This window comes from Cupriavidus sp. PB-02 (assembly GCF_058252315.1).
In genome coordinates, this window is record NZ_CM177694.1 from 3,237,808 (window position 1) to 3,251,249 (window position 13,442).

Sequence of the window (13,442 nt, forward strand, 5' to 3'; positions counted from 1 at the left end):
TGGAAATAAGGAACCCCGGGGGAAACCCGGATGGGGAAGCCCGGATTTTACGCCAAAGCCGGCCCTTGCCCCATCCTTGCGCATCCGCAGTGCAAGCTCCGATGAGTGCCTTTGGGGCATATGTGACTTGTGCGCTCGGGTCGTCTTTCCGAATGCGCCCGGTACGGCACCCCGATGACGACCCGGGTCGACTTTTTCGCTAAAAAGGCAAAAAAATCAGTCCCTTAACTTTTTGGCTCGGGTACAATCTCCCCCTCGCCGCCAGGGGGCTACCGGACGTTGCCGACCTGGCGGAAGTCTTTCCCAAATCGATTCAATTTTCGATGGTTGGGTTGTTCACTGCTTTCACCTGTTCATCTGGGAGTGGGGATAATGTCCAATCTCAGCACCGCGCTCAATCTGGCGCCGGCTGATACGCAACTGCCCGTCGGCGTCTATTTCGACGAAGCGCTGCATCAACAAGAACTCGAACTGCTGTTCAGGAATGGCCCGGGCTACGTCGGCCACGAGCTGATGGTTCCCGAAGTCGGCGACTACCACACGCTCAAGGCCGAGGACGAAGGCCGCATGCTGGTACGCAATGCCGCCGGTGTCGAACTGATGTCCAATGTCTGCCGCCACCGCCAGGCCATCATGCTCAATGGTCGCGGCAATGCGCAGAACATCGTCTGCCCCCTGCACCGCTGGACCTATGACCTCAAGGGCGACCTGCTCGGCGCGCCGCATTTCGACCAGCAACCCTGCCTGCACCTGAAGCGCTCGCCGCTGCAGAACTGGAACGGCCTGCTGTTCGACGGCAAGCGCGACGTGCGCGCCGACCTGGCCAGGCTGGGCGTGGCAAAGGACCTGAACTTCGACGGCTATATGCTGGACCATGTCGAGGTGCACGAGTGCGACTACAACTGGAAGACCTTTATCGAGGTCTACCTCGAGGACTACCACGTCGTGCCGTTCCATCCGGGGCTGGGCAGCTTCGTGTCCTGCGACGACCTCAAGTGGGAGTTCGGCGAGTGGCACAGCGTGCAGACCGTGGGCCTGCATGCCGGCCTGAAGCGTCCCGGCAGCCCGACGTACCAGAAATGGCACGACGAGGTGCTGCGCTTCAATAACGGCGTACTGCCCAGGCACGGCGCGATCTGGCTGACCTACTACCCTAACATCATGGTGGAGTGGTACCCGAACGTGCTGGTGATCTCGACGCTGCACCCGGTCGGCCCGCGCAAGACGCGCAATGTGGTCGAGTTCTACTACCCCGAGGAAATCGCGCTGTTCGAGCGCGAGTTCGTCGAGGCCGAGCGCGCCGCCTACATGGAAACCTGCATCGAGGACGACGAGATCGCCGAGCGCATGGACGCCGGGCGCCTGGCGCTGCTCAAGCGCGGCACCAGCGAGACCGGCCCGTACCAGTCGCCGATGGAAGATGGCATGCAGCACTTCCATGAGTGGTACCGCCGCGCCATGGCCTACGCGGGCTAGTGCGATAACCGCACAGCGCAAGCAACGACGGACCGCCACCGCGGTCCGTTTTGCATTGCGGTCCGATGTGCGCTGCTAGAATCATCGTCCGGCGACGGCCAGCGCATGCTGCCGCGCCAGTTCGTTCCGCGGCGCGGGGCCGCGATGAAGCCCCGCTCGCGCGCAGTACCTCTCTCCTTACGCACGCTTCGCCAAGCCCTCGCCATGCAATCGCTCTGGATGCTGTTCGCCGCCTTCGCCTTTTCGTTGATGGGGGTGGGCGTCAAGCTGGCATCCGACCACTACACCACCGGCGAAATCGTCTTCTACCGCGGCCTGATCAGCGTGGTGATCATGTGGGTGCTGCTGTCCTCGCGCGGCGTCTCGGTGCGCACGCCTCACATGCTGTCGCATATCAAGCGCAGCGTGTTCGGCGTGACCTCGCTGATGCTGTGGTTCACCTCGATCTCGCTGCTGCCGCTGGCCACGGCGATGACGCTGAACTACATGTCGCCGGTGTGGATGGCGCTGATCTTGGGCGCGAGCGCGACGCTGGCCGGCACCGGCGGCACCGCCGACCGGCGCCTGGTGGTGGCGATCCTGATGTCTTTCGCCGGCGTGATCTGCCTGTTGCAGCCCTCGGTCGGCAAGGACCAGCTCACCGGCGGCCTGGTCGGGCTGATCTCAGGCGTATTCACCGCACTGGCCTATGTCGAGGTGCGCCAGCTCGGCCAGCTGGGTGAGCCCGAGGGCCGCATCGTGTTTTATTTCTCGCTGGTGGGCATGGTCGCCGGCCTGGTGTGGATGCTGCTGGGCGGCACCAGCCAGCACACCTGGTACGGCGTGGGCCTGCTGCTGACCATCGGCGTGCTGGCCACGCTCGGCCAGACCGCGATGACGCGCGCCTACAAGCGCGGCAACACCCTGCTGACGGCCAACCTGCAGTACGCCGGCATCGTGTTCTCCAGCGTATGGGGCATGCTGATCTGGTCCGACAAGCTCAACTGGCTGTCATGGCTGGGCATGGCGCTGATCGTCGCCAGCGGCATCGCCACCACGCTGATGCGCGCGCGTGAAGGCACCAGTGCCAAACCCACGCCCGCCACGCCGGTCAAGTCGGCCGAGGCGGAAGTGCATCCCGAGGTGTAGCATCCCTTTTGATCCCGTCCTACCCGTCCATCGATCGCTACAGGATTCCCATGCAGAAACCGCTGATTTCCGTCACCGCGCTGCAATCGTTGCTGGCCGGACCCGGCCGCTGTGCCGTGATCGACTGCAGCTTCGACCTGGCCAACCCGGCCGCCGGCCGCGAGGCATATCACGTCGGCCACCTGCCCGGCGCCTTCTACCTGCACCTGGACAATGAACTGTCAGGCCCCAAGACCGGCCGCAACGGCCGCCACCCGCTGCCCGACGCCGACGACTTCGTCGCGCGCCTGCAGGCGCTGGGCATTGACGACGATACCCCGGTGGTGGCCTACGATGCGCAGGGCGGCATGTTCGCCGCGCGCCTGTGGTGGCTGATGCGCTGGATCGGCCACGATGCCGTGGCCGTGCTCGATGGCGGCAAGGATGCCTGGGTCAAGGCCGGCCTGCCGCTGGAGCACGAGGCCACGCCGGAGCCGGAGTTCCCCGGCAAGGTCACGCGCCGCAAGTCGCTGGTGCCGACCGTCGACGCGGCGGCTCTGGTCAGCAACCTGGACAACGCCAGGCTGCTGGTGGTGGATGCGCGCGCCCCCGACCGCTTCCGCGGCGAGAACGAGACGCTGGACCCGGTCGGCGGCCATATCCCCGGCGCGGCCAACCGCTTCTTCAAGGACAACCTGGGGGCCGACGGCCGCTTCAAGCCGGCCGAGACGCTGCGCGCGGAGTTCGGCGCGGTGCTGGGCGAGCGAACCCCGGCGGAGGTGGTGATGCAGTGCGGCTCGGGCGTCACGGCCTGCCACAACCTGCTGGCGCTGGAAGCGGCGGGCCTGGGCGGGGCGGCGCTCTACCCGGGATCGTGGAGCGAATGGTGCGCCGACCCGGCACGCCCGGTAGCGACGGGCGCTGCCTGAAGCTAGTCTGACGTGGCCACGGGAGCGGCCTGGCCGTGGCCATGGCCGTGCCGCTCGTGCACGCCGTTGGTGATGAAGACGATCGCCGAGATACCCGCGGCCACCAGCACCACCTGGATCGCCGACTCGCGCCAGCGGGGCTTGCGCTGCATCTGCGGCATCAGGTCGCTGACGGCGATATAGACGAAGCTGCTGGCGGCGATCACCAGCACATAAGGAATCCAGCCGCTCAGCTCGTCGAGCAGGAAATACCCGACCACGCCGCCGGCGATGGCTGCCACGCTCGACAGCAGGTTGAAGGCGAAGGCGCGCGCCTTGGAGAAGCCGGCATTGAGCAGCACGATAAAGTCGCCCACTTCCTGGGGGATTTCGTGCGCCGCGATCGCCAGCGCGGTAACCACGCCGATATGCGGGTCGGCCAGGAAGGCCGCCGCGATCACGATGCCGTCGGCAAAGTTGTGGAAGGTGTCGCCGACCAGGATGGTCAGGCCGCTGCGGCCTGCTTCCTCGCGGTCATGGCCGTGATGGTGGTGGTGCCCGTCGCCCTCGTGGTGGTGCGAGTGGCGCAGCAGCGAGAGCTTTTCCAGCAGGAAGAAGCCCAGCAGCCCGGCCAGCAGCGTGCCGAACAGCGCGCGCGGATCGGCGCCAGACTCGAACGCCTCCGGCAGCGAATGCAGCAGCGCCGTGGCCAGCAGCACCCCCACCGAAAAGCTCACCATGCGCTCGACCACGCGGGACGCCACCGTCAGCGATAGCAGCGCCGCCCCGAGGATGCTGCCCACGCCCGAAATCGTGGCGGCGAGCAGGATGTACAAAAGCGTCGAATGGATGATGGGCTCCCGGGGTGGCGGCGCCGCGCGGCCCCGCCGTTCCGCCCCGCATGGCGCCGGGCGGCTAACGCAACAATGTTGCAATAACTCAAAGGCCGCATTGTACGTATCCGCCGGGACTTTGCAATCCTGCGATTGGCCGGACCGGCCTAGCCAGGCCGGGGCGGTTCAGGCCACGCCGTGCTGCTTCAGCCAGGCCAGGCACTTCTGCCAGCCGTCCTTCGCGTCCGCCTCGCGGTAGCTGGGCCGGTAGTCGGCATGGAAGGCATGGCCTGACTCGGGGTAGACGATAAAGCGCGACGCCTTGGCATTGGGATTCGGCGAAGCTGCCAGCGCGGCCTTCATCTTCTCCACTTGCTCGTGCGTTATGCCGGTGTCCTTGCCACCGTACAGGCCCAGCACCGGCGCATTGAGCTGGCCAGCGATATCGATCGAGTTTTTCGGCTTGAGCGAGTCCGGCATGCCGACCAGCTGCCCGTACCAGGCCACCGCGGCCTTGAGCCGCTTGCTGTGCGCGGCGTAGAGCCAGGTGATGCGGCCGCCCCAGCAGAAACCGGTGATGGCCAGCCGGGATGCGTCGCCGCCGTTGGTGCCGGCCCATGCCACTGCCGCATCCAGGTCACCCATGACTTGCGCGTCAGGCACCTTGGCAACGACCTCGCGTAGCAGCTCCTGGACGGTGCCGAAGCTCTGGGGATCGCCCTGCCGGGCGAACAGTTCAGGCGCGATCGCCAGGTAGCCGAGCTTGGCGAAGCGCCGGCACACATCGGCAATATGTTCGTGCACGCCGAAGACCTCGCTGACCACCAGCACCACCGGCAGGTTCTTCTTGCCTTCAGGCTGGGCGCGGTAGGCGGGCATGCTGAAGCCGCCCGACGGGATCGTGACCTCGCCGGCGGTGAGCCCGGCAAAGTCGGTCTTGATGGCCTGCTGCGCCATCACCGGCAACGCGGCCGCCGCAAAGGCAGAACCCAGCGCCGTCTTGACAAACCCGCGGCGGTCGAACATCTGGCCAGGGACGAGGCTTTCCACTTCCGGTTTGAGCATGCGTGTCTCCAAGGATCGTTGGTGGCTGGGCCGATGTGCGGCACCAGCCACCGATTTTAAGCAGACATGGAGATAACATGGCACCGGGCGCACACCCGGCTGCCATGGCGGCAAGCCGGATGCGCAAGGGATGCGATCGGGCTCAGTGCAGCTTGACCCGAGGGCTGGTCTTGCTGCGCAGCCAGTGCGACACCGTATCCAGCGCCATGCCCACGGCGCCATGCAGCGCCATGATGTGCATCCGGTACAGCGAGGTGTACATGAAGCGCGCCATCAGCCCTTCGATAAACATCGAGCCGCCGATCAGCCCGCCCATCAGGCTGCCCACCGCGCTGAAATGCCCGAGCGACACCAGCGAGCCGAAGTCCTTGAACCCGAACTTCGGCAGCGGCCGCCCTTCCAGCCGGGCGCGCAGCGCGTCATAGAGGAAGGTGGCCTGCTGGTGCGCCGCCTGCGCGCGCGGCGGCACGCTCGTCTGCTTTTCCGGCCACGGGCAGCTGGCGCAGTCGCCGAAGGCAAAGATATCGGGATCGCCCTCGCTCTGCAGCGTCGGGCTGACCACGATCTGGCCCTGGCGGCTGACCGGCAGGCCCAGGTTGGCCAGTACCTGAGGCGCGGTGATGCCGGCCGCCCACACCGTCAGGTCGGCATCGATATGCTTGCCGCTGGCGGTCAGCACGGCCTGTGGCGTGACCTCGGTGACGCGCTCGCTGGTAAATACGCTGACATCGAGCTTGTGGAGCAACTTGGCGGTCTCGGCCGACACCCGTTCGGACAGCGCCGGCAGTATGCGCGGGCCGGCCTCGATCACGTGGATGCGCACGTCGCGGCGCGGGTCGAGCCGGTGCAGGCCGTAGGCGCTGAGCACGTGGGCGGTGTTGCGCAGTTCGGCCGACAGCTCCACGCCGGTGGCACCGGCGCCGATGATGGCCACATCCACGCGCGGGCGGCCATCTTCACCCATGCGCCCGCGCCCGTTCTGCGCGCGCACGCAGGCCGCGATCAGCCGCTTGCGGAAGCGTTCGGCCTGCGCCACGGTGTCGAGCGCGATGGCATGCTCGGCCGCGCCGGGCACGCCGAAGAAATGCGTGACGCAGCCGATCGCCAGCACCAGCGTGTCATAGGGCAACTCGCGCGCCGGCAGCAGCTCGGCGCCGTCCTGGTCGAAGCAGGCCGAGACCGCAATGGTCTTGCGGGTGCGGTCGATGCCGGTCAGCTCGCCCTGCTGGAACTCGAAATGATGCCAGCGCGCCTGCGCCGCATATTCCAGCTGGTGCGTGTTGGGATCCATGCTGCCGGCAGCGACTTCGTGCAGCAGCGGTTTCCAGATATGGGTCGGCAGGCGGTCCACCAGCACCACCTGCGCCGCGCCCTTGCGGCCGAGCTTGTCGCCCAGCCTGGTTACCAGTTCCAGCCCTCCTGCCCCGCCGCCGACAACAACGATGCGGTGCGCCTTTGCTTCTGTCATGGTCTACCCGATGCGTTTTGGAAATCTTTGCCTGAGGCATTTCCACAGTCTGCTGCATCGCAGCATGCCTTGCAAGCCGCAAAGCCCGACTCAGCAGTCGCTACATTCGATACCGCCACGCACGAGGCAGGTGGGCCGGGCGGCCTTCAGTGCGCTTCTTCCCAGTTCGCGCCGCTGCCGACCTCGGCCACCAGCGGCACGCGCAAATCCGCCACCGTGCACATCAGTTCCGGCAGCCGCACCCTGACCAGCTCCAGCTCGTGCTCCGGCACTTCCAGCACCAGTTCATCGTGGACCTGCATGATCTGGCGCGTCTGCAGGCCGTCGCGCTCCAGCCATCCCTGCACCGCGATCATCGACAGCTTGATCAGGTCGGCGGCGGTACCCTGCATCGGCGCGTTGATGGCGGCGCGCTCGGCGGCCTGCCGGCGCGGGCCGCTGCCGCCGTTGATGTCGGGCAGCCACAGCCGGCGGCCGAACACGGTCTCGACATAGCCCTGCTCGCGCGCGGTCTGCCGGGTTTCTTCCATGTAGTGGGCCACGCCGGGGTAGCGCATGAAGTAGCGGTCGATATAGTGCTTGGCGGCCTCGCGCTCGATGCCCAGGTTGCTGGCCAGCCCGAACGCGCTCATGCCGTAGATCAGCCCGAAGTTGATCACCTTGGCATAGCGGCGCTGCTCGCTGCTGACCGCGTCGCGCTCCACGCCGAAGATCTCGGCGGCGGTGGCGCGGTGGATGTCCTCGCCGTTAGCGAAGGCGCGCAGCAGGTTCTCGTCGCCCGAGATATGGGCCATGATGCGCAACTCGATCTGCGAGTAGTCTGCCGACACGATCACGCTTCCCGGCTCGGCAATAAAGGCTTCGCGGATGCGGCGGCCTTCCTCGGTGCGCACCGGGATGTTCTGCAGGTTGGGCTCGGTCGACGCCAGCCGGCCAGTCACCGCGGTGGCCTGCCCGTAGCTGGTGTGGACGCGCCCGGTGCGCGCGTTGACCATCCTGGGCAGCTTGTCGGTATAGGTGGACTTGAGCTTGGACAGGCCGCGGTAGTCCAGCAGCAGCTTGGGCAACGGATAGTCCTCGGCCAGCTTCTGCAGCACCTCTTCGTCGGTCGACGGCGCGCCGCTGGCGGTCTTCTTCACCACCGGCAGCTTCATCTGGCTGAACAGGATCTCGCCGATCTGCTTGGGCGAGCCCAGGTTGAACGGCTGGCCCGCGGCCTCGTACGCGGACTGCTCCAGCGCCAGCATGCGCTGGCCCAGCTCGGCGCTCTGCGCGGCCAGGCGCTCGGCGTCGATCAGCACGCCATTGCGCTCGATCTTCTGCAGCACCACCGAGACCGGCATCTCGATCTCTTCGTACACGCGGCGCAGGCCGGCCGCGGCCTCGACCTGCGGGAGCATCTTGCGGTGCAGGCGCAGCGTTACGTCGGCGTCTTCGGCGGCGTACTCGGTGGCGCGCGCCAGGTCGATCTGGTCAAAGCAGATCTGGCCGGCGCCCTTGCCGCACACCTCTTCATAGGTGATGGTCTTCAGGCTGAGCAGGCGCTCGGCCAGGCTGTCCATGCCGTGGTTGCGGTGCGAGGCCAGCACGTAGCTCTGCAGCATGGTGTCGTGGAGCACGCCGCGCAGCGTCACGCCGTGGTTGGCGAAGACGTGGATGTCGTACTTGAGGTTCTGGCCCAGCTTGGGGCGGCTGGCATCCTCGAGCCACGCGCGCATGCGCTCCAGCACGAATTCGCGCGAGAGCTGGCCGTGGTCGGGCAGCCCGGCCACGTCCGGCCCGCGGTGCGCCACCGGGATATAGCAGGCCTCGCCCGGGTCGGCCGACAGCGAGATGCCGACCAGCTGCGCCTGCATCGGGTCGAGCGAGGTGGTTTCGGTATCGATCGCCACCAGCGGCGCGGCTTCGATGCGCCGCATCCAGTCCTCGAGCATGCCTTGGGTGGTGACGGTCTCGTAGCGGATCTCGGTCGGCGCGGCCTCGTCCGCCGGCTGCGCCTGGGCTTCGCTTGCAGCCGCCGGGGCATCGAACAGGCCACCCTGCGCCGGCGCCGTGGCCGCGGCGCGGGCGCGGGCCTGGGCGCGCGCATCGGGCAGGCTCTCGCCGGTCGCTTCGCGCAGCCAGCTCTTGAAGCCGTAGCGCGAGAAGAACGCCACCAGTTTTTCCTTGTCTTCGCCGGCTTCGCGCAGCGCGTGGAAATCCGCCACCGCGGCGCTCAGGTCGCAGTCGGTCTTGACCGTGACCAGCTTGCGCGCCATCGGCAGCCATTCCAGCGTATTGCGCAGGTTCTCGCCCACCACGCCCTTGATGCCGGGCGCGGCGGCCATCACGCCGTCGAGCGAACCATGCTCTGCCAGCCATTTGACCGCGGTCTTGGGGCCGACCTTGGGCACGCCAGGCACGTTGTCGACCGCATCGCCGATCAGCGACAGGTAGTCGATGATGCGCTCGGGCGGCACGCCGAACTTGGCCACCACACCGGGGGGATCGAGGACCTCGCCGCTCATGGTATTGACCAGCGTGACCTGGTCGTTGACCAGCTGCGCCAGGTCCTTGTCGCCGGTGGACACCACCGTGCGCACGCCCTGCTCGGCGGCCTGGCGCGACAGCGTACCGATCACGTCGTCGGCCTCGACACCGTCCACCACCACGATCGGCCAGCCCAGTGCGCGCACGGCTTCATGGATCGGCTCGATCTGGCGCGCCAGGTCTTCCGGCATGGACGGGCGGTGCTCCTTGTAGGCCGGATACATGTCGTCGCGGAAGGTCTTGCCCTTTGCGTCGAATACGCAAGCGCTATACTCTGCCGGGTAATCGTTGCGCAGCTTGCGCAGCATGTTGATCATGCCGTAGATTGCCCCTGTGGGCAGACCCTCTCCATTCCTCAGGTCCGGCAGAGCGTGATAAGCGCGATACAAATAGCTCGATCCATCGACGAGCAAGAGTGTTTTTGGACTATCCGACATTCCCATGGACTCAAAATTGACTGGTGCCGCTGCAGGCGGTGCTTCGACCGCCCCCCTTGCTGACCCGGATGTTTCCGATATCTCCGGCGATACCGTACAACCCCCGCCGGAGGCTGCTTCCGAACACGCCGCAGCCGTAGCCGCCGCAGCCGATGCCGCCGCCGCGGGCCATCCGCCCGAAGTGGCGGCTGAAAAGGCCGCCGCGGCGGCCGCGCGTGCCAATCCGCGCAAGATGATTCCCAGCCTGCGTGCGCTGGCCGACGAAGACCGCGCTACCGCAAAGAAGGCGCGCGCTTCGTGGCAAATGTTCACGATTATGGCAGAGTTCATCGAGGCGACCGAGTACCTCTCCGAGATCCGCCCGGCCGTGTCGATCTACGGCAGCGCACGCCTGCGCGAGGATTCGCCCTACTACCAACGCACCATCGAGATCGCGCGGTTGTTCTCCGATGCCGGCTTTGCCGTGATCTCGGGTGGCGGTCCGGGCATCATGGAAGCGGCCAACAAGGGCGCGCACGCCGGCAAGTCCGCCAGCGTCGGCCTGAACATCGAGCTGCCGCACGAGCAGCAGGGCAATCCGTACCAGGACATTGCCATGCGCTTCCGCCACTTCTTTACGCGCAAGGTCACCTTCGTCAAGAACTCGGACGCCTTTATCGTGATGCCAGGCGGCTTTGGCACGCTCGACGAGCTGGCCGAGGTGCTGACGCTGGTGCAGACCGGCAAGTCGCGCTCGGTGCCGGTGATCATGTTCGGCAGCCGCTTCTGGAAGGGCCTGCTCGACTGGTTCCGCTTCACGCTGCTGCCGATGGGCCTGATCGCCGAGCACGACCTGGACCTGATGAAGATCGTGGACGAACCGCATGAAGTGCTCGAAGCGGTCTACGACTACTACGAGCGCCGCGGCGGCGACAAGCCGATCCCGCCCAAGGAAGAAATGTTCTACCTGTAAGGCTGGCGGGCGGGACGCGGGGCGCGGCGCCCCGCCGCAAGCCGCGTTCCCAGCACATCGCGCCGTTGCGCAGGTGTCCCACGGGGCACGGCGGCGGCCTGCGCACGGCAGGAATTGCTAGAATGGAACTTGTCCGTCTGCCAGGCCCCGGCGCCGCCGGAGCGCAGACCCACCGCCAGTCAAACTGCCGCATGCCGCGGCGCTGCGCGCCCGATACGCGCAGCGCTGCACAGGAGCACCTGATGACCTCCCCCTCACCCGTCCGGGCCACCCGGTTCGTCGCCGTGGCTGACGAACCTGAACCTGCCAGGCTGTCCCCGGCCCGGATCGCCGCCATCGCGGCCGCCGCGCTGGCGCTGGTCGCTCCCGGCCTGGCGCTGGCCCAGGAGCAGCAAAGCAATGCGCTGACGCAGCAGGAGCTGAACCAGATCAACAACCAGCCGATTGCCCCGGCGGCCAAGTCGCAGCTGAACCAGCCGCGCCAGCCGAGCTTCCAGCTCAATGAGCGCGACGGCACGCAGGTGCGCGAGTACCGCAACAAGGGCCGGGCCACCGACATCCAGGTCCAATCGGGTTTCGGCACCAAGTATGAGATGAGCAAGCCGGAAGACAGCTCGCCCAGGATCCGCGAGCATGACGTCAACCGCGTGCCGTCGGTCAACCTGAAGTTCTGAACGTCGTCCACGGATTCAGTGGACTAGCCCACGGCCCGGCATAGCCGGGCCGCGCCGGCCCTCCGGCAGTCATGCCGCGGCGGCGGACCGCGTTTTGTCCGCAACTGCCTCCGCCGCTTTCCGATTCGCTTCACACAACGAGTATGGCCGTATTCACCACGGTCTCGCAGGACGAGATCGCCCGCTGGCTGCTGGATTTCGACCTTGGCGAAGTGCGCGAACTGCGCGGCATCGCCTCTGGCATCGAGAACAGCAATTTCTTCCTCACCATGGAGCACGAGGGCCAGGCGCGCCAGTACGTGCTGACCATCTTCGAGCGCCTGACGTTCGAGCAGCTGCCCTACTACCTGCACCTGATGGCACACCTGGCCGAACGCGGCATCCGCGTGCCGGCGCCGATCCCGGCGCGCGACGGCGAGATCCTGCGCCCGCTCAAGGGCAAGCCCGCCACCATCGTCACGCGGCTGCCCGGGGCGTCGCAACTGGCGCCCGACCGGCAGCACTGCGCCGAAGTGGGCGACATGCTGGCGCGCATGCACCTGGCCGGTCAGGACTACCCGCGCCGCCAGCCCAACCTGCGCAGCCTGCCGTGGTGGCAGAAGACGGAAGCCGAGATCCTGCCTTTCCTCGATGCTGGCCAGCGCGCGCTGCTGCAGCGGGAGATCGCCCACCAGGCCGTGTTCTTCGCCAGCGCGGACTACGCCAGCCTAGGCGAAGGCCCCTGCCACTGCGACCTGTTCCGCGACAACGCGCTGTTCGAAGAGGACGGCAGCGGGCGCCACCGGCTGGGCGGTTTCTTCGACTTCTACTTTGCCGGCAACGACAAGTGGCTGTTCGACCTGGCGGTCACCGTCAACGACTGGTGCATCGACCTGGCCAGCGGCGAACTCGACCACGAGCGCGCGCAGGCGCTGCTGCGGGCTTATCATGCGGTCAGGCCGCTGACCGGCACCGAGGCCGCGCACTGGCAGGACATGCTGCGCGCGGGTGCGCTGCGCTTCTGGGTATCGCGACTGTGGGACTTCTACCTGCCGCGCGAGGCCGACATGCTGCAGCCGCACGATCCGACCCATTTCGAACGTATCCTGCGCCGGCGCCTGGACGCGAACCCCGCGCACGCCCCGCTCCCCTGGATCTGATCAATGCAATTACTGGAAGTCCCTGCCAAGGAAGGCTACGTCTGGTTCCGCCAGGGCATCTGGCTGTTCCGCAAGAATCCGCTCACGTTCCTGATGCTGCTGTTCGTCTACCTGATCGCCGCGCAACTGGCGATCGTGGTGCCGCTAATCGGCATCATCGCGCTGCTGGTGGTCACGCCCGGCCTGTCGGTCGGCGTGATGACCGCGTGCCGCGACGTGATCCTGAACAAGCGCGTGATGCCCACCGTGCTGCTGGCGGGCTTTCGCACCAACGGCAAGGAAGCCACGCGCAACCTGCTGGTGCTGGGCGGCATCTATGCCGGGCTGGTGTTCATACTGGGCCTGATCGCGGGCTCGGTGGTGGACATGAGCGCGCTGGTGCCGATCGTGCTGAAGGAAGAGGCGCCATCGGCCGAGGCCGTGCGCCAGCTCTACTACGCGATGATGATCGGCGCGCTGCTGTACACGCCGATCGCGATGATGTTCTGGTTCGCGCCGTTGCTGGCCGCCTGGCACGGCGTGCCGCCGGTCAAGGCGCTGTTCTTCAGCTGGACCGCGTGCTGGCGTAACCGCGGCGCGTTCTTCACCTATGCCGTGCTGTTCGCGATGCTGCTGGTGGCGATTCCGTTCTTGCTGGAGGCGGTGTTCAGCGCGTTCGGGGCGGAGACGGTGTTGTCGTTCCTCGTGACGCCCTACTCGCTGCTGATGCTGGCGATCCTGTACTGCTCGTTCTATGCGACGTATCGCGGCTGTTTCAACGTGACGCCGCCGGGTGTCGAGCCGGCTGCGCCGATGGCGCCAGGCGCCTGAAGGCCTTCCACACGCTGATTGTGTGCTCCCTCTCCCGCAAGCGG

General features: G+C 66.8%; 11 protein-coding genes. 7 read left to right on the top strand and 4 right to left on the bottom strand.

Annotation, left to right across the window (positions count from 1 at the left end; translation table 11 throughout):
* Positions 1-372: 372 nt before the first annotated feature.
* The 3 genes from AC10V3_RS15195 to AC10V3_RS15205 all read left to right on the top strand — a co-directional run bounded on the left by AC10V3_RS15195 (position 373) and on the right by AC10V3_RS15205 (position 3,512).
* Positions 373-1,476: an aromatic ring-hydroxylating oxygenase subunit alpha gene (locus AC10V3_RS15195; RefSeq protein ID WP_022536096.1), complete on the top strand. Its 1,104-nt coding sequence runs from the start codon at positions 373-375 to the stop codon at positions 1,474-1,476.
* Positions 1,477-1,680: 204 nt separating this feature from the next.
* A complete protein-coding gene (locus AC10V3_RS15200) occupies positions 1,681-2,604 on the top strand; it encodes a DMT family transporter (protein WP_022536097.1) in 924 nt (307 codons plus the stop codon).
* A 50-nt stretch (positions 2,605-2,654) separates the two neighbouring features.
* Positions 2,655-3,512: a sulfurtransferase gene (locus AC10V3_RS15205; protein WP_022536098.1), complete on the top strand. Its 858-nt coding sequence runs from the start codon at positions 2,655-2,657 to the stop codon at positions 3,510-3,512.
* A gap of 2 nt (positions 3,513-3,514) precedes the next feature.
* On the opposite strand, the gene AC10V3_RS15210 is transcribed toward AC10V3_RS15205, so the two are convergent.
* The 4 genes from AC10V3_RS15210 to polA form a co-directional block, all read right to left on the bottom strand.
* Positions 3,515-4,327: a ZIP family metal transporter gene (locus AC10V3_RS15210; protein WP_349608790.1), complete on the bottom strand. Its 813-nt coding sequence runs from the start codon at positions 4,325-4,327 to the stop codon at positions 3,515-3,517.
* Positions 4,328-4,510: 183 nt separating this feature from the next.
* Entirely contained in the window at positions 4,511-5,389 is an 879-nt protein-coding gene (locus tag AC10V3_RS15215) for a dienelactone hydrolase family protein (protein ID WP_022536100.1), read from the bottom strand.
* Positions 5,390-5,531: 142 nt separating this feature from the next.
* Positions 5,532-6,857, bottom strand: a complete 1,326-nt coding sequence (locus AC10V3_RS15220) for an NAD(P)/FAD-dependent oxidoreductase (RefSeq protein WP_490922439.1) — start codon at positions 6,855-6,857, stop codon at positions 5,532-5,534.
* A 146-nt stretch (positions 6,858-7,003) separates the two neighbouring features.
* Complete coding sequence (polA, locus tag AC10V3_RS15225; protein WP_022536102.1) at positions 7,004-9,823, bottom strand: DNA polymerase I; 2,820 nt, start codon at positions 9,821-9,823, stop codon at positions 7,004-7,006.
* Between the two features lie 4 nt (positions 9,824-9,827).
* Between polA and AC10V3_RS15230 the strand changes: the two genes are divergently transcribed.
* From AC10V3_RS15230 to AC10V3_RS15245, 4 genes are all read left to right on the top strand, one after another.
* Complete coding sequence (locus AC10V3_RS15230; RefSeq protein ID WP_022536103.1) at positions 9,828-10,775, top strand: LOG family protein; 948 nt, start codon at positions 9,828-9,830, stop codon at positions 10,773-10,775.
* 242 nt (positions 10,776-11,017) lie between these two features.
* Positions 11,018-11,449 (top strand): membrane protein, encoded by a 432-nt coding sequence (locus tag AC10V3_RS15235; protein ID WP_022536104.1) that lies wholly within the window; start codon positions 11,018-11,020, stop codon positions 11,447-11,449.
* A 143-nt stretch (positions 11,450-11,592) separates the two neighbouring features.
* The gene (locus tag AC10V3_RS15240) at positions 11,593-12,588 is read left to right on the top strand and encodes a homoserine kinase (protein WP_349608787.1); all 996 of its coding nucleotides are present in this window, start codon (positions 11,593-11,595) and stop codon (positions 12,586-12,588) included.
* Between the two features lie 3 nt (positions 12,589-12,591).
* Positions 12,592-13,398: a BPSS1780 family membrane protein gene (locus AC10V3_RS15245; protein WP_022536106.1), complete on the top strand. Its 807-nt coding sequence runs from the start codon at positions 12,592-12,594 to the stop codon at positions 13,396-13,398.
* The last annotated feature ends 44 nt before the right edge of the window (positions 13,399-13,442 follow it).

Coding starts and splice junctions, on each gene's coding strand:
- AC10V3_RS15195 (WP_022536096.1), top strand. CDS start 373: ATGTCCAATCTCAGCACCGCGCTCAATCTGGCGCCGGCTGATACGCAA.
- AC10V3_RS15200 (WP_022536097.1), top strand. CDS start 1,681: ATGCAATCGCTCTGGATGCTGTTCGCCGCCTTCGCCTTTTCGTTGATG.
- AC10V3_RS15205 (WP_022536098.1), top strand. CDS start 2,655: ATGCAGAAACCGCTGATTTCCGTCACCGCGCTGCAATCGTTGCTGGCC.
- AC10V3_RS15215 (WP_022536100.1), bottom strand. CDS start 5,389: ATGCTCAAACCGGAAGTGGAAAGCCTCGTCCCTGGCCAGATGTTCGAC.
- AC10V3_RS15220 (WP_490922439.1), bottom strand. CDS start 6,857: ATGACAGAAGCAAAGGCGCACCGCATCGTTGTTGTCGGCGGCGGGGCA.
- polA (WP_022536102.1), bottom strand. CDS start 9,823: ATGTCGGATAGTCCAAAAACACTCTTGCTCGTCGATGGATCGAGCTAT.
- AC10V3_RS15230 (WP_022536103.1), top strand. CDS start 9,828: ATGGACTCAAAATTGACTGGTGCCGCTGCAGGCGGTGCTTCGACCGCC.
- AC10V3_RS15235 (WP_022536104.1), top strand. CDS start 11,018: ATGACCTCCCCCTCACCCGTCCGGGCCACCCGGTTCGTCGCCGTGGCT.
- AC10V3_RS15240 (WP_349608787.1), top strand. CDS start 11,593: ATGGCCGTATTCACCACGGTCTCGCAGGACGAGATCGCCCGCTGGCTG.
- AC10V3_RS15245 (WP_022536106.1), top strand. CDS start 12,592: ATGCAATTACTGGAAGTCCCTGCCAAGGAAGGCTACGTCTGGTTCCGC.